This window comes from Streptomyces sp. NPDC048521, from assembly GCF_043199855.1.
In the GTDB taxonomy this organism is placed as follows: Bacteria; Actinomycetota; Actinomycetes; order Streptomycetales; family Streptomycetaceae; genus Streptomyces.
This window is the reverse complement of the sequence record NZ_JBICWR010000014.1, coordinates 37,442-60,010: the sequence shown is the minus strand read 5'-3', so window position 1 is coordinate 60,010 and position 22,569 is coordinate 37,442. Positions and strand designations below refer to the sequence as shown.

Sequence of the window (22,569 nt, the reverse complement as noted above, 5' to 3'; positions counted from 1 at the left end):
CACCCGTTCGTGGGGCCCGGTGCCCGCGTGGCCGTCAGCCGCGCAGCAGCAGCCACTCCTGGAGTTCGACCAGGTTGCCCTCGGGGTCCTTGAGATGGGCCACGCGCATGCGGTCGGTCAGGGGGGCCGGTCCGTGCAGCAGGGTGGCGCCCCGGGAGGTGATCTCCGCGCAGTAGGCGTCGAGGCCGTCCACGCGCAGCACGACCAGGGAGCGGTGGCCGGTGGCGGTCTCGCCCACTTCGTCCAGGACCTCGGCCATCATCGCCCGGTCCTGCAGCGCGATCCCGGCGGAGCCCGCGTGCGGGCTGAACTTCTCGTACGGGCCCTCCGCCATGCCGGACTGCGGGTTGAGGCCGAGGACGTCGCAGTAGAAGCGGTAGCAGGCGGCGAAGTCGGTGACCAGGAGCCGGACTTGGGCGAGTTCCACGGTGTCCCCCAGGCGGTGTCAGGACCAGCGGCCGGTGCGTCCCAGCAGGAGGGCCGCGGCGGCGGTGCCGGCGGTGGATGTGCGCAACACGGTAGGACCGAGGACGTACGGCTTCGCACCCGCCTGCGCGAACAGCGCCAGCTCCTGCGGTGAGACGCCGCCTTCGGGCCCGACGACCAGCACGATCTCGCCGTGGGTAGGCAGTTCAGCGGTGGCCAGCCGCTCCTCGCCGCTCTCGTGGAGCACGGCGGCGAAGTCGGCCTCGGCGAGAAGCGCGCCGACCTGTCTGGTCGTCGCCGCGTCCGCGACCTCGGGGAAGCGGACCCGGCGGGACTGCTTGCCGGCCTCGCGGGCGGTGGCCCGCCACTTGCCGAGGGCCTTCAGCCCGCGGTCGCCCTTCCACTGGGTGATACAACGGGACGCCTGCCAGGGCACGATGGCGTCGACGCCGACCTCGGTCATCGTCTCCACGGCGAGTTCGCCGCGGTCGCCCTTGGGCAGGGCCTGGACGACGGTGATCCGCGGGGTGGCCGGGGGCTCCGCGTGGACGGACTCCAGGTCCATGACCACCAGCCGGTCCTTGCCCTCGGCCGCCTTGACGACACCCTCGGTCCAGCGGCCGCGCCCGTCGGTGAGGACCACGTCCTCGCCCGGCCGCAGCCGCTTCACGGACACGGCGTGCCGCCCCTCGGGGCCCTCGAGCACGAACTCGGGGCCGACGGGGTCGAGTTGGTCCACGACGAAGACGGGCTTGGTCACCGCCGGTCACCCCCGGTCCCGGGACGCTCCGACAACGCTGTCCGCGCCTCGGCGAGTTCGGCCGCCAGCACCTCCACCAGCCGTCCGGCCGGCAGCTCCCGGGCCATCCGGTGGCCCTGCCCCGCCCACATCGCCATGCCCTGCGCGTCCCCGGCCTTGGCGGCGGCCTTGCGCAGCGGCGCGGTCAGGTGGTTGATCTCCGGGTAGGCGGCGGGGGCGTACGGGCCGTGCTCGCGCAGGAAGCGGTTGACCAGTGCGCGGGCCGGGCGGCCGGTGAAGGCGCGGGTCAGCTCGGTGCGCGCGTACAGGGGGTTGGTCAGCGCCTGCTTGTGCAGGGTGTGGGCGCCGGACTCGGGGGTGGCGAGGAAGGCGGTGCCCAGCTGGGCCGCGCTCGCGCCCGCCGCGAGGACGGCGGCGATCTGGCCGCCGCGCATGATGCCGCCGGCGGCGACGATCGGGATGCTCACGGCCTCGCGGACCTGCGCGATCAGCGACAGCAGTCCGATGCCGGCGCGGTCGTTCTCGGCAAGGTCCCGATGCGTTCCCTGGTGGCCGCCGGCCTCCACGCCCTGGGCGATCACCGCGCCGGCCCCGGCCCGCTCGACCGCGCGGGCCTCCTCGGCGGTGGTGGCGGTGACCAGCGTGAAGGTTCCGGCCCGGCGCAACGAGTCCAGCACCTCCCGGCTCGGCACGCCGAAGTGGAACGAGACCACCGGCACCGGGTTGTCCAGGAGGACGGCGAGCTTGGCGTCGTAGCCGTCGTCCCGGCCGCAGTCCGGGTCGCCCAGCTCGGTCTCGTACCAGGCGGCCTCGCCGGCCAGCTGGTGCGCGTACATCTCCACGGCCCCGGACTCGGCGTACTCGGCCTGCGGCATGAACACGTTCACGCCGAAGGGGCGGCCCGTGAGCCCTCGCAGCTGCTTGATCTCCTGGTACATCCCGTCGGCGGTCTTGTACCCGGCGGCGAGGAACCCGAGACCACCGGCCTCGGAGACGGCGGCGGCGAGCTGCGGGACGGAGACACCGCCCGCCATGGGGGCCTGCACGATCGGGTGAGGGAAGAGATCGGTCAGCGCGGAGGACATGACCGCATGGTGTCACGTCGCCCGAACAAGTCCGAACCCAGGCTTCCGGTGGCATAGGACACCGGCATACGGGGTGCCGGGGCACCCCGTCCGGCCTCCGCCGCCCCGGCTGACAGTGCCTTCCCGGGGGCCGGCCTCTCAGCGACCGTTGAACGCGTCCTTCAGCCGCGAGAACAGCCCCTGCTGCCCCGGCTGGAACTGCCCCGTGGGCCGCTCCTCGCCCCGCAGCTTGGCCAGCTCGCGCAGCAGGCGTTCCTGCTCCGGGTCGAGCTTGGTCGGGGTCTGGACCTCCACGTGGACGACGAGGTCACCCCGGCCGCCGCCCCGCAGATGCGTGACGCCACGGTTGTGCAGCGGGATCGACTGACCGGACTGGGTGCCGGGCCGGATGTCGACCTCCTCCATCCCGTCCAGCGTCTCCAGCGGCACCTTCGTACCGAGCGCCGCCGCGGTCATCGGGATCGTGACCGTGCAGTGCAGGTCGTCGCCGCGCCGCTGGAAGGTCGGGTGCGGCAGCTCGTGGATCTCGACGTACAGGTCACCGGCCGGACCACCGCCCGGCCCGACCTCGCCCTCACCGGCGAGCTGGATCCGCGTGCCGTTGTCGACACCGGCCGGGATCTTCACGGTGAGCGTGCGCCGCGACCGTACGCGCCCGTCACCCGCGCACTCGGGGCACGGCGTCGGCACCACGGTTCCGAAGCCCTGGCACTGCGGGCAGGGCCGCGAGGTCATGACCTGGCCCAGGAAGGACCGCGTGACCTGGGAGACCTCGCCCCGGCCGCGGCACATGTCACACGTCTGGGCGGAGGTGCCCGGAGCCGCGCCCTCGCCGTTGCAGGTGTTGCAGACGACCGCGGTGTCGACCTGGATGTCCTTGGTCGTACCGAACGCGGCCTCGTCCAGCTCGACCTCGATACGGATCATCGCGTCCTGGCCGCGCCGGGTGCGCGAGCGTGGCCCGCGCTGCGACGCCGTACCGAAGAACGCGTCCATGATGTCGGAGAAGTTGCCGAAGCCACCGGCCCCGAAGCCGCCCGCGCCCGCGCCGCCCGACTGGGAGAGCGGATCGCCGCCGAGGTCGTAGACCTGCTTCTTCTGCGGGTCCGACAGCACCTCGTAAGCGGCGTTGATCTCCTTGAACCGCTCCTGGGTCTTCGGATCGGGGTTGACGTCCGGGTGCAGCTCGCGCGCGAGCCGACGGAACGCCTTCTTGATCTCATCCTGCGACGCGTCGCGGCGCACGCCGAGAACGGCGTAGTAGTCCGTGGCCACTTAAGACTCCGCCAGGATCTGTCCGACGTACCGTGCCACTGCGCGTACCGCTCCCATCGTTCCCGGGTAGTCCATGCGGGTCGGTCCGACCACGCCGAGCTTGGCAACCGCCTCGCCGCCCGAACCGTAGCCGACCGACACCACGGAGGTGGAGTTGAGTCCTTCATGGGCGTTCTCGTGGCCGATGCGCACGGTCACGCCGGGGTCCTTGGCCTCGCCGAGGAGCTTGAGGAGCACGACGTGCTCCTCCAGGGCCTCCAGGACGGGCCGGATCGTGAGGGGGAAGTCGTGCCCGAAGCGGGTGAGATTGGCGGTGCCGCCGATCATCAGCCGCTCCTCGTTCTCCTCGACGAGTGTCTCCAGGAGAGTGGAGAGCACCGTGGAGACCGTACCGCGGTCCTCCGGCTCGAAGGCGTCCGGCAGGTCCTCGACCAGTCTCGGCACGTCCGTGAACCGGCGGCCCGCGACCCGGCTGTTCAGCCGGGCCCGCAGATCCGCCAGCGAGGTCTCGCCGAACGGCGCCGGGCAGTCGACCATCCGCTGCTCGACCCGGCCGGTGTCCGTGATCAGCACGAGCATCACGCGCGCGGGAGCGAGCGAGAGCAGCTCCACGTGCCGGACGGTGGACCGGGTCAGCGACGGGTACTGCACGACGGCGACCTGCCGGGTCAGCTGCGCGAGCAGCCGCACCGTGCGCGCCACGACGTCGTCGAGGTCGACGGCGCCCTCCAGGAAGCTCTGGATCGCCCGCCGCTCGGGCGCGGTCATCGGCTTGACGCCCGCGAGCTTGTCCACGAACAGCCGGTAGCCCTTGTCGGTGGGGATGCGCCCGGCGCTGGTGTGCGGCTGGGCGATGTACCCCTCGTCCTCCAGGGCGGCCATGTCGTTTCGGACGGTCGCCGGGGAGACGCCGAGGTTGTGCCGCTCGGTGAGCGCCTTGGAACCCACCGGCTCCTCGGTGCCGACGTAGTCCTGGACGATCGCGCGCAGCACCTGCAGCCTGCGTTCACTCAGCATCCGCGCGCACCTCCAGCACGTCGTCCCCTCGGCCCGTCAGGTCGTCCGCCTGGCACTCTTCCCGTGCGAGTGCCAGACTTCCCCGGCCCAGTGTACGGCTGTCAGGTACGCACTGGGCAAGGTCGGGTCCCGTCCCTACCGGCTCGTAACCCCGCGTACCGCTAGCGTCGCGGTATGACGGTGACTTGGGAAGAGCTGGGGTGGGAACGGCTGGCCGCCGGTGTCGGGCGGTGCCGGCTGCCCGGCTGGGACTGCACGGTGGGCCTGATCCTCGGCGAGGGTACGGCACTGGTGGTGGACGCCGGCTCGAGCCTGGCCGAAGGGGCGCGGGTGCGGGCCCGGGCCCAGGAGCTGTCCGGCGGCCGTGTGACCCATCTCGCGCTCACCCATCCCCACTTCGACCACGTCTTCGGGACGGCCGCGTTCGCCGGGACCGAGGTGTACGCGGCGGTGGGCGTCGACGCGGTGTTCGCCCACGAGCGCGGGGAGCTGCGCCTGGACGCGATCCGCAACGGGCTGCCGGTGGCCGACGCCGACGAGGCGGTGGACGCGCTGGGCCCGCCTCGGCACCTGGTCTCCGGCGAGTGGACCCTCGACCTCGGCGGCGGGCGCCAGGCCCTGCTGGCCAACGTGGGCCCCGGGCACACCGCCTACGACCTGGCGGTCCTGGTCCCCGGCTCCGTTTCCGGCGGGCCGGAGGTGGTCTTCTGCGGTGACCTGGTCGAGGAGTCCGGCGAGCCCCAGGCCGGCCCGGACGCGGTCCCGTCCCGCTGGCCGGACGCGCTGGACCGGCTGCTGGCGCTGGGCGGTGACGACGCGCTGTACGTGCCCGGGCACGGAGCGGTGGTGGACGCGGGCTTCGTACGACGGCAACGCGAGGAGCTGGCAGCGCGTTTCGGCGTGTCGTGAGCCTCGGTGCGCGGCTTCTCCTATCGTCATCCGAATGCGCCCACCCGTCTCCCGCAACCGCCCTTCCCACGAGGGCCCTTCGGGCCCGCGCCCTCGTGTGTACTCCGCCGACCTGACACCGCCGTGGAAGAAGCCGAAGCCGGTCCCGGAGGTACCGGCCGAGCCGGGGCTGGTGGTGGAGGAGCCCGGCACCGGGTTCTGCGGGGCGGTGATCGGCTGCGAGGCGGGCACGGTGACCCTGGAGGACCGCTTCGGCAAGCACCGGGTGTTCCCGATGGAGCCGCGCGGCTTCCTGCTGGAGGGCAGGGTCGTCACCCTCGTACGGCCCCCCTCGGGTCCGGTACGCCCCGCCCGTACGGCATCCGGCTCGGTGGCCGTCCCCGGCGCACGCGCGCGTGTCGCCCGCGCCGGCCGCATCTACGTCGAGGGCCGGCACGACGCCGAACTGGTCGAGAAGGTGTGGGGCGACGACCTGCGCGTCGAGGGCGTGGTCGTGGAGTACCTGGAGGGCGTGGACGATCTGCCGTCGGTCGTGGCGGAGTTCGGGCCGGGACCGGACGCGCGGCTGGGCATCCTCGTGGACCACTTGGTGCCGGGCACGAAGGAGTGGCGCATCGCCGAGTCGGTGACGAGCGAGCACGCGCTGGTCGTCGGCCACCCGTACATCGACATCTGGGAGGCCGTGAAGCCGTCTTCCGTGGGGATCGAGGCCTGGCCGACGGTTCCGCGCGGGCAGGACTGGAAGACGGGCGTGTGCCGGGCGCTGGGCTGGCCGGAGAACACGGGGGCGGCCTGGCAGGGCATTCTGGGGCGGGTGCGGTCCTACAAGGACCTTGAGCCGGAGCTGCTGGGGCGGGTGGAGGAACTGATCGACTTCGTGACGGCACCCGCTCAGGCCCGGTAACCGCGACGGTCTCAGTCCACCAGGTCCCGCACCACCGCGTCCGCCAGCAGGCGCCCGCGCAGCGTCAGCACCGCGCGCCCCTCCTCGTACGGGCCGGCGTCGAGCAGGCCCTCCGCCAGAGCCCGCGAGGAAGCGCGCAGCCCCTCCTCCTTCAGCAGCGACAGCGGCACCCCCTCCCGCAGCCGCAGCTCCAGCAGGATCCGCTCCACCCGCCGGTCCTCCTCGGACAGCAGCTCGCGGCCCGCGCCCGGTGAGCGGCCGGAGGCGAGGGCCGCCGCGTACGCCCCCGGATGCTTCACGTTCCACCAGCGCACCCCGCCCACATGGCTGTGCGCGCCCGGTCCCGCGCCCCACCAGTCGGCGCCCCGCCAGTACAGCTCGTTGTGCAGGCAGCGGCCCGACTCCGAGGTGGCCCAGTTGGAGACCTCGTACCAGTCGAAGCCCGCCGCGGACAGGGTCTCCTCGGCGATCAGGTAGCGGTCGGCGTGGACGTCGTCGTCGGTCATCGGTACCTCGCCGCGGCGGATGCGGCGGGCGAGCTGCGTGCCCTCCTCGATGATCAGGGCGTAGGCGCTGATGTGGTCGGGGCCGGCGCCGATCGCCGCGTCCAGGGACGCCCGCCAGTCGTCGTCCGACTCACCGGGGGTGCCGTAGATCAGGTCGAGGTTGACGTGCTCGAAGCCGGCCGCCCGCGCCTCCGTCACACACGCCTCGGGGCGGCCCGGGGTGTGCGTGCGGTCCAGGATCCTCAGCACATGCCGCTTCGCGCTCTGCATGCCGAAGGAGATCCGGTTGAAGCCACCCTCCCGGAGTGTGGCGAGATACCGCGGGTCCACCGACTCCGGGTTCGCCTCCGTCGTGATCTCCGCGTCCGGCGCGAGACCGAACTCGTCGCGGATCGCGCCCAGCATCCGTACGAGATCGCCCGCGGCCAGCAGCGTCGGCGTACCGCCGCCGACGAAGACCGTACGGACCTCGCGCGGGTCGTCGCCGAGCACCTTGCGGGCCAGGCGGACCTCGTCGGTCAGCGTGTCCGCGTAGTTGTCCCGGGACGCGAGCACGCCGCCCGTCCCGCGCAGCTCGGTCGCGGTGTAGGTGTTGAAGTCGCAGTAGCCGCAGCGGGTCGCGCAGTACGGGACGTGCAGGTAGAACCCGAGGGGGCGGTCGGCGGCCCCGGCGAGCGCGGCGGCGGGCAGCGCGCCGTCGGCGGGGACGGGCTCGCCGTCGGGGAGTGCGGAAGGCATGTCCCCCATTGTCACGTACGACGGCGGTCACTCGGCCTGGAGCACCAGCAGGGCCAGGTCGTCCTCCGGCAGACCGCCGCCGAAGTCGTGCACCAGGCGGCGGATCCTTTCCGCGATCAGCTCCGCGCTCAGGCCCGCACAACCGGACAGGGCCCGCGCGAGCCCGTCGCCGTCGTCGAACTGGCGGGAGCCGGAGCGGCGCTCGGTCACCCCGTCGGTGACGCACAGCAGACTGTCGCCGGGCCGCAGGTCGAGGGTCTCGCTCGTGTAGGTCTCGTCCTCGACCACGCCGAGCAGGGTCTGCGGGCGGGCGGCGGTGCGCACGCCGCCGTCGGGGCTGAGGACGAGCGGCAGCGGGTGGCCGGCGGAGGCGAGGGTGCAGCGGACACCGCCGTCGTGCGGGGTCAGCTCGCCGTAGAGCAGGGACAGGAAACGGGTCTGCGGGCCGTCCCCGGACGTCACGGGCCGGCCGCCGGCGGCCACCAGGGCACGGGCGGCGGCGTCCGCGGCCTCCGTCGCGTCGTCCAGGAGGAGCTGGTTGAGTCGGTCGAGGACGTCGGCGACGCGGTAGCCCTCGCGGGCGAGGAGCCGCAGCCAGGGGCGGGCGAGGCCGATCACGACCGCCGCCTCGGGGCCCTTGCCCTGGACGTCGCCGACGGCGAAGCACCAGCGGCCGTCGCCGGCCGGGAACAGGTCGTAGAAGTCGCCGCTGGGGCCGCCCTTGTCGCAGGGCTCGTAGACGAGCGCACTGCGCACCCGGGGGATCTCGGCGACCGCGCCGGGCAGCAGGCCGCGCTGCAGGACGGCACTGATGGTGGCCTGGCGGGCGTACTGGCGGGCCGCGCCGATGGCGAGGGCGACCCGCCGGCCGAGGTCCTCGACGAGCCCGGTGACCTCGTCGGGGAAACGGGTCAGCCCGCACCGGCCGATGACCAGCGTGCCGAGCGGCCGGCCGCCCGCGATCAGCCGGTACGCCAGCGCCGTGCCGTGAGCGCCCTGGGGACCGAGCGCGTCGCCGGGCCAGGGGTACGGTTCCGGGCCGGAGCGCAGCCCCTCGCGCGGGCACGGCGGCTCCTTCTCCAGGGCGCACCGCAGTTCCTCGATGCGGGCCTCGCTGGCGTGCCAGACCCGGGCCGGGCCGCAGCCCGTGCCGCCGCGCGCGGTCGCCTCGTCCTCCAGCCACACCGCGCACCAGTCGGCGAGCCGGGGCACGATCAGCTGGCCGGTGAGGGCGGCGACCAGGTTCTCGTCCAGCTGTCCGGCGAGCAGGTCGGAGGCCTCGGCGAGGAAGGACAGCGCGCCCCGGCCGAGCCAGTCCCGGTCGCCGTCGGCACCGTGCGGCTGGGGGGCCAGCTCCTCTGCGATCTCCAGGGCCGGGCTCGGGGCGGGCCCGTCCGCGGTCTCGCTGCCGCCCGGGGGCAGCCGCGCCCACACCGTCTTGGCACCGATGCGGTAGGTGACGCCCCAGGACTCCGCGAGGGTGGCGACCAGCCGCAGCCCGCGCCCGTACTCGGCCGCGTCGTAGGGCGCCTCCCCGCCGACGGGATCGCGCGGGGCGCGGGAGGGATGTTGGTCGCACACCTCCACGACGAACGCGCCCGACTCCTCCAGGCGCCAGGCGACCTCCAGTTCGGTGCCGGCGTGCACGACCGCGTTGGTGACCAGTTCGCTGACGACGGCCATGGCGTCGTCGGCGAGCCGGGCGGGCACCCCGGGCGCGTCGGCCAGCGCAGCCCGTACCAGGGCGCGGGCCGACGCCGGCGCGAGAGGACTTCCGGGCAGCGTGGCGCGCCCCCGCGCCTCACGGCCCGGGGCCGAACTCTCCCGCTGCGTCGGTATGGCCGCCATGTCCATGCGGCCAGGGTGACAGACAGGCCCCACGCATGAGCGTTGAGTCACCAAAGTGGACAGCCGTGGCCGAGAACGGTGCTACGGGCGGGTCAGAAGACGCCAACTTTCGAGCGAGGCTGAGCGCAAACACCCCTCGGGGCGCCGGGGAACCGCTAGCCGCGTTACCGGTCCGCGAAAGCCCCGAGGGCGCGAGGACCGCGTGACCGGCCCGCGAACACCCCGAGGGCGCGGGAATGCGCGTGACCGGCCGGCGACCCCTGAGGGCGCGGGGATGCGCGTGACCGGCCGGTGAGGTTGCGGGGAACGGCGTGACCGGCTCGCGAACACCCCAGGGCGCGGGGAACGGCGTGAGCGGCCCGCGAGACCCCGAGGTTGCGGGGAACCGCGTGACCAGCCCGCGAACACCCCAGGGCGCGGGGGAACCGCGTGAGCGGCCCACGAAACCCCGAGGTTGCGGGGAACCGCGTGACCAGCCCGCGAACACCCCAGGGCGCGGGGAACCGCGTGACCAGCCCGCGAAACCCCGAGGTTGCGGGGAACCGCGTCACCAGCCGCGGACCACCGGCGGTTTCCCCAGGTCCGACAGCCGCGGACCACCCGCGGTTCCCCAGGTGCGAACGGCCCCTACGCCTCCCGGGCCCCGGCGTACATCTCGTCGATGAGGTGCTTGTACTCCCGCTCCACCACCGGCCGCTTCAGCTTCAGGCTCGGCGTGATCTCCCCGTGCTCCACGTCGAGGTCACGCGGCAGCAGCCGGAACTTCTTGATCGTCTGCCAGCGCTGGAGTCCGGCGTTGAGCTCCCGCACGTACCCGTCGACCAGCTCCACCGTCTGCGGCGCCGCGACGATCTCGGCGTACGACTTGCCCGCCAGGCCGTTCTCCTTCGCCCAGTCCTGGATCGCCGGCTCGTCCAGCGCGATGAGCGCGGTGCAGTAGTTCCGGTCGGCGCCGTGCACCAGGATGTTGGAGACGTAGGGGCACACCGCCTTGAACTGTCCCTCGACCTCGGCGGGTGCGACGTACTTGCCGCCGGAGGTCTTGATGAGGTCCTTCTTGCGGTCGGTGATGCGCAGATAGCCGTCGGGCGACAGCTCACCGATGTCGCCGGTGTGGAACCAGCCGTCGGGCTCCAGCACCTCGGCGGTCTTCTCGGGCAGCTTGTGGTAGCCCTCCATGATGCCGGGACCGCGCAGGAGGATCTCGCCGTCGTCGGCGATGCGGACCTCGGTGCCGGGCAGCGGCTTGCCGACCGTGCCGGTGCGGTAGGCCTCGCCGGGATTGACGAAGGACGCCGCGGAGGACTCGGTGAGGCCGTAGCCCTCGAGGATGTGGATGCCGGCGCCGGCGAAGAAGTAGCCGATCTCCGGGGCGAGCGCGGAGGCGCCCGAGACGCAGGCGCGCAACCGGCCGCCGAAGGCCTCGCGGAGCTTGCTGTAGACGAGGGTGTCGGCGACCTTGTGCTTGGCGCCGAGGCTGAAGGGCACCGCGGCGGTGCCGGTGCGCCGGAAGTTGTCCTGGCTGACCTTGGCGTACTCGCGGGCGACCTCGGCGGCCCACTGGAAGATCTTGTACTTGGCGGCGCCGCCCTCACGGGCCTTGGCCGCGACGCCGTTGTAGACCTTCTCGAAGATCCGCGGCACGGCCGCCATGTACGTCGGCTGCACCACCGGGAGGTTCTCGATGATCTTGTCGACGCGTCCGTCGACGGCGGTGACGTGGCCGACCTCGATCTGCCCGGAGGTGAGCACCTTGCCGAAGACGTGGGCGAGCGGCAGCCACAGGTACTGGACGTCCTCGCCGCTGATCAGGCCGGTCGCTGCGATCGCCTTCGCCATGTACGCCCAGTTGTCGTGCGGCAGGCGCACGCCCTTCGGGCGGCCGGTGGTGCCCGAGGTGTAGATGAGGGTGGCGAGCTGGTCCTTGGTGATCGCGCCGACCCGCTCCTTGATCAGCTGCGGGTGCTGCTCCAGGTAGGCGGCGCCGCGCTGCTCCAGCTCGGCGAGGGTGGTCACCCAGTCGTCCGTCTCGACGCCGGCCGGGTCGACGACGACGACCTTCGCCAGGTCGGGCAGCTCGGCCCGCTTCTCGAGGGCCTTGGCGACCTGGGCCGCGTCCTCGGCGATCAGCACCCGGCTCTCGGAGTCGGAGAGGATGAAGGCCGACTCGTCGGCGTTGGTCTGCGGGTAGACGGTGGTCGTCGCGCCCCCGGCACACATGATGCCGAGGTCGGCGAGGATCCACTCGACACGGGTCGAGGAGGCGAGCGCCACCCGCTGTTCCGGCTGGACGCCCAGCTCGATGAGACCGGCCGCGATCGCGTACACCCGGTCGGCCGCCTGCGCCCAGTTGAGCGACCTCCAGTCGTCGGGGCCCTGGCCCGAGGCAGGCGGCACCGGGTAGCGGTAGGCCTCGGCGTCCGGTGTGGCCGCCACGCGCTCCAGGAAGAGGGCCGCCACGGACGGCGGACGGTTCTCGATCAAAGTCTGTGTGTCGCTCACGACATCCTCCGGGGCCCGCGACAGTGCGGCTGACTCGGTGCGGCTGGGTTAACTCACGGTGGGGTCTCAGCGTTGTTTAACTCGCGAGTAACTATCGAGCAGGGTTCAGAGTAAGGGGCGACCGGCCGCTGCGTAAGGGGCCTCGGCCTGTCACTTTCCACGCAGAGCGACGCTACGCACGCGTAGGGCCCGCCGCACTTTCGTACGACGGGCCCCGCTGCGCCCGGTTTACGGGCGTAACCCTTTGTTACCTGCGGTTACTTCTTGCCCTTGGCCGACCCCGCGCTGTCATCGCTGGACAGGACGGCGATGAAGGCCTCCTGCGGAACCTCCACGGAACCCACCATCTTCATCCGCTTCTTGCCTTCCTTCTGCTTCTCCAGCAGTTTCCGCTTACGGGAGATGTCACCGCCGTAGCACTTGGCGAGGACGTCCTTGCGGATGGCGCGGATGGTCTCGCGGGCGATGACCCGCGAGCCGATGGCGGCCTGCACCGGCACCTCGAAGTTCTGCCGCGGGATCAGCTCCTTGAGCTTGGCGACGAGCCGCACACCGTAGGCGTACGCCTGGTCCTTGTGGGTGATCGCCGAGAAGGCGTCGACCTTGTCGCCGTGCAGCAGGATGTCGACCTTGACGAGAGAGCTGCTCTGCTCGCCCGTGGGCTCGTAGTCCAGGGAGGCGTACCCGCGGGTCTTGGACTTCAGCTGGTCGAAGAAGTCGAAGACGATCTCCGCGAGCGGCAGCGTGTAGCGGATCTCGACGCGGTCCTCGGAGAGGTAGTCCATGCCGAGCAAGGTGCCGCGCCGGGTCTGGCACAGCTCCATGATCGCGCCGATGAACTCGGTGGGCGCCAGGATCGTGGCCCGTACGACCGGCTCGTACACCTCGGCGATCTTCCCCTCGGGGAACTCGCTCGGGTTGGTGACGGTGATCTCGCTGGCGTCCTCCATGATCACGCGGTAGACCACGTTGGGCGCGGTGGCGATCAGGTCGAGGCCGAACTCGCGCTCCAGCCGCTCGCGGATCACGTCCAGGTGCAGCAGACCGAGGAAGCCGACGCGGAAACCGAAGCCGAGGGCCGCGGAGGTCTCCGGCTCGTAGACCAGCGCGGCGTCGTTGAGCTGAAGCTTGTCCAGGGCCTCGCGCAGGTCGGGGTAGTCGGAGCCGTCCAGCGGATACAGACCCGAGAAGACCATGGGCTTCGGGTCCTTGTAGCCGCCGAGCGCCTCGGTGGCGCCCTTGGCCTGGCTGGTGATGGTGTCACCGACCTTGGACTGGCGGACGTCCTTCACACCGGTGATCAGGTAGCCCACCTCACCGACGCCGAGGCCGTCGGCCGGCAGCATCTCGGGCGAGTTGACACCGATCTCCAGCAGCTCGTGCGTGGCGCCGGTCGACATCATCCTGATGCGCTCGCGCTTGTTGAGCTGGCCGTCGATGACACGGACGTACGTCACGACACCGCGGTAGGAGTCGTAGACCGAGTCGAAGATCATCGCGCGGGCGGGCGCGTCGGCGACCCCGACCGGCGCCGGGATCTCCTTGACGACCTTGTTCAGCAGCGCGTCCACACCGAGACCGGTCTTGGCGGAGACCTTGAGCACGTCCTGCGGGTCACAGCCGACCAGGTTCGCCAGCTCCTCGGCGAACTTCTCCGGCTGCGCGGCCGGCAGGTCGATCTTGTTCAGCACCGGGATGATCGTGAGGTCGTTCTCCATCGCCAGGTAGAGGTTGGCGAGGGTCTGCGCCTCGATGCCCTGGGCGGCGTCGACGAGGAGGATGGTCCCCTCGCAGGCGGCCAGCGACCGCGAGACCTCGTAGGTGAAGTCGACGTGCCCCGGGGTGTCGATCATGTTGAGGATGTGGGTCGTGCCCTGGTCGGGGCCCTCGGTCGGGGCCCAGGGCAGACGCACCGCCTGGGACTTGATCGTGATGCCGCGCTCGCGCTCGATGTCCATCCGGTCGAGGTACTGAGCACGCATCTGCCGCTGCTCGACCACACCGGTCAGCTGGAGCATCCGGTCGGCGAGCGTGGACTTGCCGTGGTCGATGTGCGCGATGATGCAGAAGTTGCGGATCAGAGCCGGGGCGGTACGGCTCGGCTCGGGCACATGGTTAGGGGTCGCGGGCACGCAGGGTCCTGTCTCTTGAGGCGCCTTATGCCTCGGGTCGGATCGATACGTAGTCTCCATGGTCCCACGGGCAGGGACCGGCAGCCGTTTTGGGCCGTCCGGAGGGCCACTGGTACTGTAGATGGCTGTGCCTCATGCCCTCTCAGCGCGAGGCGCTACAGAAAATTTTGGATCACCGGTAGCGGGACCCGAGCGGCCCCGCGCCTGAACCTGAAAAGGCTCCTTCGTGGCGAACATCAAGTCCCAGATCAAGCGGATCAAGACCAACGAGAAGGCCCGGCTGCGCAACAAGGCCGTCAAGTCCTCCCTGAAGACCGCGATCCGCAAGGCCCGTGAGGCCGCTGCCGCGGGTGACGTCGAGAAGGCCACCGAGCTGCAGCGCGCTGCCGCGCGTGCGCTCGACAAGGCCGTCTCGAAGGGCGTCATCCACAAGAACCAGGCCGCCAACAAGAAGTCGGCGCTTGCTTCCAAGGTCGTGTCCCTCAAGGGCTGAAACTCCCTTTTGATCTGACCGCCGGAAGGACCCAGAGCGGGCCCTCTCTCATCCGCTCCCGTCCGGCACCCAGAGCCTGTTCGCGGCCTGCGTTCGCCACGCGGGAACGGGCTCACCAGCTTGAACCGAGAACCCCGGCGCCTTCCCTTCCCCAGGGCGGGTGGCGGGGTTTTCGGTTTCCTCGGCGAGCTGACGGGTCGGCTGGCTGAGGCGGCTCCTCCTCGACCGTCCGAGTCCACGGCCGCGCAACCGGCCACGCCTCAGCGGACGGAGCGGGCTGGGGGTGACGGGCGAACGGGGCCCGGGCTGGCTGGCCGTGACGGGCGAACGGGACCCTGGGGCGGGCTGAGCCAGGCCGGCGCACGGGGTTCCGGCGGGCTGGCCGTGGCGGGGCCCGGACGGGCTGGGCGTGGCCGGCGCACGGGGTTCCGGGCGGCCACGCCTCAGCGGACGGAGCGGGCTGGCCGTGGCGGGCGAACGGGCCCTGGGGCGGGCTGAGCGTGGCCGGCGCACGGGGTTCCGGGGCGGGCTGGCCGTGGCGGGCGAACGGGCCCTGGGGCGGGCTGCGTGGCGGGCGAACGGGGACCTGGGCGGCCCTGGCGGCTAGCCGCGTCCCCGCGACCGAGCGGCCCGCGCGATCACCACGACGGCCTTCTCCAACGCGTACTCGGGATCATCCCCGCCCCCCTTCACCCCGGCGTCGGCCTCGGCAACGGCGCGCATCGCCACGGCCACCCCGTCCGGCGTCCAGCCCCGCATCTGCTGCCGCACCCGGTCGATCTTCCACGGCGGCATGCCCAGCTCTCGGGCCAGATCGGCCGGGCGTCCCCCGCGCGCGGAGGACAACTTCCCGATCGCCCGCACGCCCTGCGCCAGCGCGCTGGTGATCATCACCGGTGCCACCCCCGTCGCCAGCGACCATCTGAGCGCCTCCAGGGCCTCCGCCGTGCGCCCTTCCACGGCCCGGTCGGCGACCGTGAAGCTGGAGGCCTCGGCGCGGCCGGTGTAGTACCGCCCGACGACCGCCTCGTCGATCGTCCCCTCCACGTCGGCGACCAACTGCGAGACCGCCGAGGCCAGCTCCCGCAGGTCACTGCCGATCGCGTCGCACAGCGCCTGGCACGCCTCGGCCGTGGCCGACCGCCCGAACGAGCGGAACTCCCCGCGTACGAAGGCCAGCCGGTCCGCCGGCTTGGTCATCTTCGGGCAGGCCACCTCCCGCGCCCCCGCCTTGCGCGCGGCGTCCAGCAGCCCCTTGCCCTTGACCCCGCCGGCGTGCAACAGCACGAGCGTGATCTCCTCGGCGGGCGCTGTGAGGTACCCCTTCACGTCCTTGACCGTGTCGGCGGACAGATCCTGCGCGTTGCGTACGACCACTACCTTGCGCTCGGCGAAGAGCGATGGACTGGTCAGCTCGGCGAGCGTGCCGGGCTGCAACTGGTCCGGGGTGAGGTCCCGTACGTCCGTGTCGGCGTCGGCGGCCTTGGCGGCGGCCACCACCTCCTGCACGGCACGGTCGAGCAGGAGGTCCTCCTGGCCCACGGCAAGGGTCACCGGGGCGAGAGGGTCGTCATTCGCAGTTTTCCTGGCCATCGCCTACAGCATCCCACGCGGCACTGACAACGAAGCCGGCCGCGCACCCTGGCCGGCCCCCGACCGTACCCGGAGCCCGTCTCAGGGTCAGGGCTCCTCGCGCCAGCCGTCCCACTCCCCCGCGAACGCGTCCAGCTCCGCCGGGTCCAGCCGCTCCTTCTCGTCGCGCAGGACCACCAGCCACTGGGCGTCCTCGGCGTCGTCCTCACCGGCCAGCGCGTCCCGGACGAGCTGGGGCTCCTCGTCGATCCCGAAGCGTTCCCCGAGCGCCTCGACCGCTTCCTTCGCGGCATCGCGGTCGGGCAGCACCAGCACATGTCTCACATCGCTCACGGGCCCCATTCTCCGGCACCGGCCAGCAGCCGAGGGGCGAGGGCGGCCGGTGGGGGAGGCGACACGGACCCCACGTCACGACATTCGGGCGCACACGCCGGAAACGGGCCGGATCAACAACCACCGTTCCGATTCGGCACAGTCGGCACACGGTCCAGATCGATCCCGAACCGCTCCCCGTACACCGCCAGCACCTCCTCGTCCGTCTCCAACTCCCGTTTCTCGCGCGCGCCGTCGGGGGCCGTCGTCGTCAGCGTGCGCCCGCCGAGCGTGATCCTCCCTCCGTCCTCGGTGATCCGTGAGCACACCAGCGAGCGGGTGAAGTGCGACAGCGGAGAGGTGCTGTGCCACCAGGCACCGGCCGAGAAGTCCCCGAGCACCCGGGGCCGCGTCTCCAGCCGGTACTGCGGCCTGCCGTCCCGCAGGACGTCCAGGTCCCCGGCGCTCGCCGAATCGCCCCCGCCCCGCGCTCCCGCCGCGTCGGGCCCGGCCTCGACCAGGCGGAACCTCCCGCCCGGGTCGTCCTGCTCGCCGCGCTCCGCGAACGCCAGCGGATAGTGGCTGTGCGCCCCGAACCCGACGTCGGCGAGCCAGGTGTCCCCGTCCGCCGTCCGCACCCGCAGCGCGAGATGGTCATAGGGGATCCCGAGCCGCCCCTCGTCGTCGTACACGCGTGCCGCGAGCAACTCCACCTCGTAGCCGAGGCCGGTGAGCAACGTGGCGAAGGCGCCGTTCAGTTCGTAGCAGAAGCCGCCCCGCCGGGTCCCCGTCATCTTGTCCAGCAGTCGCTTCTCCTCCAGCACGATCTCCTCGCCGAGGTGGACGGAAAGGTTCTCGAAGGGAACGGTCCGCAGATGGCGCAGGTGCAGCTCGCGCAGGGCCTCGCTGGTGGGCCGGTGCGGGCGCGCCGCCCCGAGCCGGAGGAGATAGGCATCGACCGGTTCTGTACGCATGGCTCCAGTGTGGGCGAGCGACCGCCCTGGAGCCTGCGCCGGGCTCACCTGTCACGGTGGCGGCTCGCACGCCCTCGGTCACTCTCTCGTCACCCGCACCTCCCCGCCCACCTCTCCGGGGCCCCCGACCGCGAGCGCTCCGTCCCGGTCGGTGCGCAGCACCACCGCGCCACCGGCCCGCAACCCGGCGACGGTCGACGGTGCCGGGTGACCGTACGGGTTGTCGGCGCCGGCGGAGATGAGGGCCACCCGGGGAGCCGCGAGCCGTATCAACTCGGGGTCCTGGTAGGCCGAGCCGTGGTGGGCCACTTTCAGGACGTCCACACCGGCCAGCTCGGACGCCGCCGGAGATCTCAGCAACGCTTGCTGAGCCGGTGGTTCGAGGTCGCCGAGCAACAGCATCCGCAGGCCGCCCGTGCGGACGAGCAGCGCGACACTGGCGTCGTTCGGCCCGTCCGGCTCCGGCGAGGCGCCCTGCTGTGCCGGGGGTGCCTGGGCGCCCGAGGGCAGCCGCTCGTACGGCGGGGGCCACAGGACGCGCCAGGCCAGCGGCCCGGTGCGCCGCTCCTCCCCCGCCACGGCCCGCGTGACCGGGATGTGCCGTGCGGCCGCCTCCCTTCTGACGAACTCGGCCTGCTCGGCGGGTTCCTCGAAGCCCGTCGTCTCGATCTCGGCCACCGAGCGGCCCCGCAGAACACCGCGCAGGCCCGCCACATGGTCGGCGTGGAAGTGGGTGAGGACGAGGAGCGGGATACGCGTGATGCCGAGCCGCCGCAGGCAGCGGTCGACCGGTGCCGGATCGGGCCCGGCGTCCACGACCACCGCGGCTCCCTCCCCGGCCGCCAGCACGGTCGCGTCGCCCTGCCCGACATCGCACATCGCCAGCCGCCACCCCGGTGGCGGCCACCCCGTGATCACCCGGGTCAAAGGCGTCGGCCGGACGACCACCAGCAGGAGCAGCGCCCCGAGCAGTCCGCACCACCACCGGTGGCGCAGCAACCTCCGTCCGGCCAGGACGACGGCCACCGTGACCACCGCGAGCCACAGCGCTCCCGCCCAGGTGCCCGGCCAGTCCACTCCCGCACCGGGCAGCGCCGCCCCGGTCCGGGCGACCCCGGCGATCCACCCGGCCGGCCAACTCGCGCACCAGGCCAGCGCCTTGGCGACCGGCATGGCCACCGGTGCCGCCGCGAGCGCCGCGAACCCCAGAACCGTGGCCGGGGCCACCGCCACCTCGGCCAGCAGGTTGCACGGCATCGCCACCAGGCTCACGCGGGCCGACAGCACCGCCACCACCGGCGCGCACACGGCCTGCGCGGCGGCGGCCGCTCCCAGTGCCTCGGCGAGCCGCGGGGGCACCCGGCGCCGCCGCAACGCCTCGCTCCAGCCGGGTGCCAGGACGAGCAGCGCCCCGGTGGCCAGCACGGAGAGCAGGAAGCCGTAACCGCGGGCCAGCCACGGGTCGTACAGCACCAGCAGCAGCACGGCCGTGGCCAGGGCCGGGACCAGGGATCTGCGGCGCCCGGTGGCCAGGGCGAGCAGGGCGACCGATCCGCAGGCGGCGGCCCGCAGCACGCTGGGGTCGGGTCGGCACACGACCACGAATCCCAGGGTCAGCGCTCCTGCGGACAGGGCGGTCGCCCGCAGTGAGAGCCCCAGGCGCGGGGCGAGGCCGCGGCGCTCGGCCCGCTGGGCCAGGCCGGGCGGTCCGATGAGCAGGGCGAGCAGAACGGTGAGGTTGCTGCCGGAGACGGCGAGCGTGTGCGCCAGGTCCGTCTCCTTGAAGGCCTCGTCCAGCTCGGGCGTGATCCGCGAGGTGTCCCCGACGACCAGTCCGGGAAGCAGGGCCCGCGCATCCCCGCCGAGACCGTCGGTCGCCTCTCGCAGCCCTGCTCTGAGCCGTCCCGCCAGCCGTTGAGGCCCGCTCGGCCCTGCAACGATCCGCGGCCCCGGCCGGCCGCGCACCCGCAGCACGGCCGCGGTCCGGTCACCATCGGTCAGAGCCGGCGCCAGCCGCCCGCCCACCCGCAATCGTGTGGACGGCAACAGCCCGAGCCAGGCAGCACGTCCACCCGGCGCTCCCCGGGCAGCGGTCGCGGGCACGCCCTCAAAGTCCTCGCTCCGCGTGCCAGGCCCACCCGGCACTCCCCGGACGGCCGTGCCCGGTGGTTCCTCGGAACTCCCGCTCAGCACGGCACTCCCCTGCGGTGCCGGCACGTCCGCGTCGACGACCAGCAGCACAGGAGTCCGCGTCCGCACACTCGTCCCGTCGCCCTTCTCGACCCGCCGCACCTCCGCCCGGGCCAGCACCGCCGTGGGCGCCGTGTGATCGCCGCGCACCCGCGGCCGGCTCAGCCAGGGGTCACCGCTCACCTCCACCTCGGCGGTCACGGTCGCGAACCGCCGGGCCAGCTCGGGCACCGGCCCGCGCCGCACATCCGCACCGTGCAGTCCGGCGGAGGCGGCGGCCGCGGCGACGCAGAGCAGCACGGCGGCGGCCGACGCGCGCGCCCATACGAACCGGCCGCGTGCATGCTCCGGCCCCGCGGGGCGCGAGCGGCGTCCGACCGCTCGCAGAGTCCGCCCGGTCCCCTCGGCCGGCCCCTGACTCGGCCCGGTCCCCTCGGCCGGCCCCGCCCGTCCGCTCCGCGCCGCCCTTGCACCCCCTCCCGGCCGCCGCACCGACAGCAGGAGGACCCCGACGGTCAAGCAGACGACCGCGATACCGGCGGTCCAGGGCGCCGGTGCGTCCAGCGTCAGCGCCGCTGTGGCCCAGGCGGCCAGGGCGGGCGGTACGAGGCGCAGATCCATGGGGCCCGCCCGGTCGGCGTGTGTACTCCCGCGCTCCTCCCCCTCAGCGTGGAGGGCGGCTTCGTGGAGCACGCGGCTCATGGCCGCACCAGATTCCGCAGATCGGTGAAGCGGCGGTCGCCGATGCCGTTCACTTCGCGCAGTTCGTCCACCGAGCGGAAACCGCCGTGCCGGGTGCGGTAGTCGATGATGTGCTGGGCCAGCACCGGGCCGACTCCGGGCAGGGTGTCGAGTTGGTCAGCGGTGGCTGTGTTGAGGGAGACCGGGGCCGTGGGGCCCGTGCCGGCCGGTCCGGCGGCAGTTCCGCCCACCGGGCCGGGCGGAGCGGGTGCCCCGGCGGTTGCGCCGACGACGACCTGTTCGCCGTCGACCAGGAAGCGGGCCCGGTTGAGGCCCTCGGTGCTCACGCCCGGACGGACACCGCCCGCCGCTCGCAGCGCGTCGGCCACCCGGGAACCGGCCGGCAACCGCAGGATGCCCGGTTTTCGGACCTTGCCGCCGACGTCCACGACGATCTCCCCGCCCGGTGCCGCCGAGGCACTCACGGAGGCACCGCCCTTCGCGTCGTCGTGCCGCTGGGCGTAGGACGCCTCGGCGCGCACCACCCGAGGGGCGCTCACGGACTGGGTACGGCCTGTCCAGAAGTGCTGCACGGCGAACACGGCGGCGGCCACGAGCACCACGGCGAGCGCCACGACTCCCCGCCGCTCCACCCCGCACCGCGCCTGCAACCACACCGGCAGCCGCTCGCGCAGTGCCAACCCGGCCCGCTCCCGCCAGTCCGGCACCACGGGCACGCCCGCTTCCAACTGGGCTGCGGATCCGGCCGGTTCGGGCTCCGACGCCACCATCGGTCCTGCTGCGGTCGCAGCCGCGGAGGGAACTGCGGTCGCAGCCGCAGCCGCGGTCGCGGTGGGAGCGGGAGTCGCAGGCGCGGTCGGAGCCGGAGTCGCAGCCGAGGGAACTGCGGTCCGCGCCGGACTCATCCCGGGCGCCAGTCCCATCACCGTCACCGTCGCCGTCTCCGTCTCCGTCGCTGTGCGCGTGGCCCCGGCCTCGCCCGGCGACCCGGCCCCATCCGGCGACCCGGCCCCGTCCGGCGGTCCGTTGCCTGACTCCCGCCGGCGCACGGCTCGTTCGCCGAAGAGGAGTTCCGCCCGGCGGCGCAGCTCTTCCGCCGGTGCGGGCGGGCGGTGACGGGCCCGGCGGTGGTCGGTGCCGCGGCGGTTGCGGACGCGGCCGTCGGAGGCGGGACCACGGCCGGGGCCGCTGGTCGGAGTGGCTGTACGGGAACGTGATCGAAGTGCCATGCGACGAGGATGGAACATCCCGCCGTCTCGCGATGATCTTGGTCAATTCCCGTGGACCAGCGCCCGGTTGTGGAAAACTCCGCCACCCGCACGAGTGAAGCCGGACGAAGGAGTCCGGCCCTCGTCAGCGGGGCGAGACCACGGCTCCCAGCAGTCCGGGCCCCGTGTGCGCCCCGATCACCGCTCCGATCTCGCTGACATGCAGATCGGCCAGGCCCGGCACCCGAACCCGCAGCCGGTCGGCGAGTGCGGCGGCGCGGTCAGGCGCGGCGAGGTGGTGGACGGCGATGTCGACCTCCGCGCTGCTCGCCCGCTCGGCGGCGATCTCCTCCAGGCGGGCGATCGCCTTGGACGCCGTACGGACCTTCTCGAGCAGCTCGATGCGGCCGCCGTCCAGCTGGAGCAGGGGCTTGACGGCGAGTGCAGAGCCGAGGAGAGCCTGGGCGGCCCCGATGCGGCCACCCCGGCGCAGGTAGTCGAGGGTGTCGACGTAGAAATAGGCGGACGTGCCCGCCGCCCGTTTCTCCGCGGCTGTGACGGCCTCGTCCAACGTGCCGCCGCCCTCCGCGACATCGGCCGCGGCGAGCGCGCAGAAGCCGAGGGCCATCGCGACCATCCCGGTGTCCACCACCCGTACGGGCACCGGTGCCTCGCGCGCCGCGAGGACCGCCGCGTCGTAGGTGCCGGACAGTTCGGCGGACAGATGCAGGGAGACGATGCCGGTCGCGCCGGACTCGGCAACCCTGCGGTAGGTCTCGGCGAAGACCTGAGGGCTGGGGCGGGAGGTGGTGACGGACCGCCGCTTCTGCAGCGCCTGGGCCAGAGAGCGCGTCGAGATCTCGGTGCCCTCTTCGAGCGCCTGGTCACCGAGGACCACTGTCAGGGGTACCGCTGTGATGCCGTGGCGCTCCATCGTCCGTGGCGGCAGGTAGGCCGTTGAATCGGTGACGATCGCGACATGGCGGGACATGAGC

General features: G+C 72.8%; 18 protein-coding genes. 3 read left to right on the top strand and 15 right to left on the bottom strand.

Features of this window, described 5'->3' with window-relative positions:
• Positions 1 to 34: 34 nt before the first annotated feature.
• The 5 genes from ACGFRF_RS28750 to hrcA form a co-directional block, all read right to left on the bottom strand.
• The gene (locus tag ACGFRF_RS28750; protein WP_393744773.1) at positions 35 to 427 is read right to left on the bottom strand and encodes a VOC family protein; all 393 of its coding nucleotides are present in this window, start codon (positions 425 to 427) and stop codon (positions 35 to 37) included.
• Between the two features lie 18 nt (positions 428 to 445).
• Positions 446 to 1,186, bottom strand: a complete 741-nt coding sequence (locus ACGFRF_RS28745; protein WP_393744771.1) for a 16S rRNA (uracil(1498)-N(3))-methyltransferase — start codon at positions 1,184 to 1,186, stop codon at positions 446 to 448.
• Positions 1,183 to 2,271 carry a nitronate monooxygenase gene (locus ACGFRF_RS28740; RefSeq protein WP_393744769.1) on the bottom strand — a complete coding sequence of 363 codons (1,089 nt, stop codon included), beginning with the start codon at positions 2,269 to 2,271 and terminating at the stop codon, positions 1,183 to 1,185. The genes ACGFRF_RS28745 and ACGFRF_RS28740 overlap by 4 nt, the downstream gene beginning before the upstream one ends.
• 138 nt (positions 2,272 to 2,409) lie before the next feature.
• The gene (dnaJ, locus tag ACGFRF_RS28735; RefSeq protein ID WP_393744767.1) at positions 2,410 to 3,546 is read right to left on the bottom strand and encodes a molecular chaperone DnaJ; all 1,137 of its coding nucleotides are present in this window, start codon (positions 3,544 to 3,546) and stop codon (positions 2,410 to 2,412) included.
• Entirely contained in the window at positions 3,547 to 4,563 is a 1,017-nt protein-coding gene (gene hrcA / locus ACGFRF_RS28730) for a heat-inducible transcriptional repressor HrcA (protein WP_393744765.1), read from the bottom strand.
• A 174-nt stretch (positions 4,564 to 4,737) separates the two neighbouring features.
• On the opposite strand from hrcA, the gene ACGFRF_RS28725 reads away from it, so the two are divergent.
• Together ACGFRF_RS28725 and ACGFRF_RS28720 are read left to right on the top strand one after the other, a co-directional pair.
• The gene (locus ACGFRF_RS28725) at positions 4,738 to 5,472 is read left to right on the top strand and encodes an MBL fold metallo-hydrolase (RefSeq protein WP_393744763.1); all 735 of its coding nucleotides are present in this window, start codon (positions 4,738 to 4,740) and stop codon (positions 5,470 to 5,472) included.
• A gap of 34 nt (positions 5,473 to 5,506) precedes the next feature.
• Entirely contained in the window at positions 5,507 to 6,376 is an 870-nt protein-coding gene (locus ACGFRF_RS28720) for a DUF3097 domain-containing protein (RefSeq protein ID WP_393744761.1), read from the top strand.
• 11 nt (positions 6,377 to 6,387) lie between these two features.
• Here ACGFRF_RS28720 and hemW read toward each other — a convergent pair whose 3' ends face one another.
• The 4 genes from hemW to lepA all read right to left on the bottom strand — a co-directional run bounded on the left by hemW (position 6,388) and on the right by lepA (position 14,102).
• Complete coding sequence (gene hemW, locus ACGFRF_RS28715) at positions 6,388 to 7,620, bottom strand: radical SAM family heme chaperone HemW (RefSeq protein WP_393744759.1); 1,233 nt, start codon at positions 7,618 to 7,620, stop codon at positions 6,388 to 6,390.
• Between the two features lie 27 nt (positions 7,621 to 7,647).
• Positions 7,648 to 9,468, bottom strand: coding sequence for a SpoIIE family protein phosphatase (locus tag ACGFRF_RS28710; protein WP_393745118.1), 1,821 nt, complete (start codon positions 9,466 to 9,468; stop codon positions 7,648 to 7,650).
• 627 nt (positions 9,469 to 10,095) lie between these two features.
• Entirely contained in the window at positions 10,096 to 11,970 is a 1,875-nt protein-coding gene (locus ACGFRF_RS28705; protein ID WP_393744757.1) for an AMP-dependent synthetase/ligase, read from the bottom strand.
• Positions 11,971 to 12,227: 257 nt separating this feature from the next.
• Positions 12,228 to 14,102 (bottom strand): translation elongation factor 4, encoded by a 1,875-nt coding sequence (lepA, locus tag ACGFRF_RS28700; RefSeq protein WP_393744755.1) that lies wholly within the window; start codon positions 14,100 to 14,102, stop codon positions 12,228 to 12,230.
• Between the two features lie 226 nt (positions 14,103 to 14,328).
• On the opposite strand from lepA, the gene rpsT reads away from it, so the two are divergent.
• Positions 14,329 to 14,595, top strand: a complete 267-nt coding sequence (rpsT, locus tag ACGFRF_RS28695) for a 30S ribosomal protein S20 (RefSeq protein WP_360144457.1) — start codon at positions 14,329 to 14,331, stop codon at positions 14,593 to 14,595.
• A gap of 603 nt (positions 14,596 to 15,198) precedes the next feature.
• Here rpsT and holA read toward each other — a convergent pair.
• From holA to ACGFRF_RS28665, 6 genes are all read right to left on the bottom strand, one after another.
• Positions 15,199 to 16,188 (bottom strand): DNA polymerase III subunit delta, encoded by a 990-nt coding sequence (gene holA, locus ACGFRF_RS28690; protein ID WP_393744753.1) that lies wholly within the window; start codon positions 16,186 to 16,188, stop codon positions 15,199 to 15,201.
• An 87-nt stretch (positions 16,189 to 16,275) separates the two neighbouring features.
• Positions 16,276 to 16,521 (bottom strand): hypothetical protein, encoded by a 246-nt coding sequence (locus ACGFRF_RS28685; protein ID WP_393744751.1) that lies wholly within the window; start codon positions 16,519 to 16,521, stop codon positions 16,276 to 16,278.
• A gap of 113 nt (positions 16,522 to 16,634) precedes the next feature.
• The gene (locus ACGFRF_RS28680) at positions 16,635 to 17,474 is read right to left on the bottom strand and encodes an arylamine N-acetyltransferase (RefSeq protein ID WP_393744749.1); all 840 of its coding nucleotides are present in this window, start codon (positions 17,472 to 17,474) and stop codon (positions 16,635 to 16,637) included.
• 78 nt (positions 17,475 to 17,552) lie between these two features.
• Positions 17,553 to 20,366 carry a ComEC/Rec2 family competence protein gene (locus ACGFRF_RS28675; RefSeq protein WP_393744747.1) on the bottom strand — a complete coding sequence of 938 codons (2,814 nt, stop codon included), beginning with the start codon at positions 20,364 to 20,366 and terminating at the stop codon, positions 17,553 to 17,555.
• Positions 20,363 to 21,136: a helix-hairpin-helix domain-containing protein gene (locus ACGFRF_RS28670; RefSeq protein ID WP_393744745.1), complete on the bottom strand. Its 774-nt coding sequence runs from the start codon at positions 21,134 to 21,136 to the stop codon at positions 20,363 to 20,365. The genes ACGFRF_RS28675 and ACGFRF_RS28670 overlap by 4 nt, the downstream gene beginning before the upstream one ends.
• A 583-nt stretch (positions 21,137 to 21,719) precedes the next feature.
• The gene (locus tag ACGFRF_RS28665) at positions 21,720 to 22,565 is read right to left on the bottom strand and encodes a DegV family protein (RefSeq protein WP_393744743.1); all 846 of its coding nucleotides are present in this window, start codon (positions 22,563 to 22,565) and stop codon (positions 21,720 to 21,722) included.
• Positions 22,566 to 22,569: the final 4 nt, after the last annotated feature.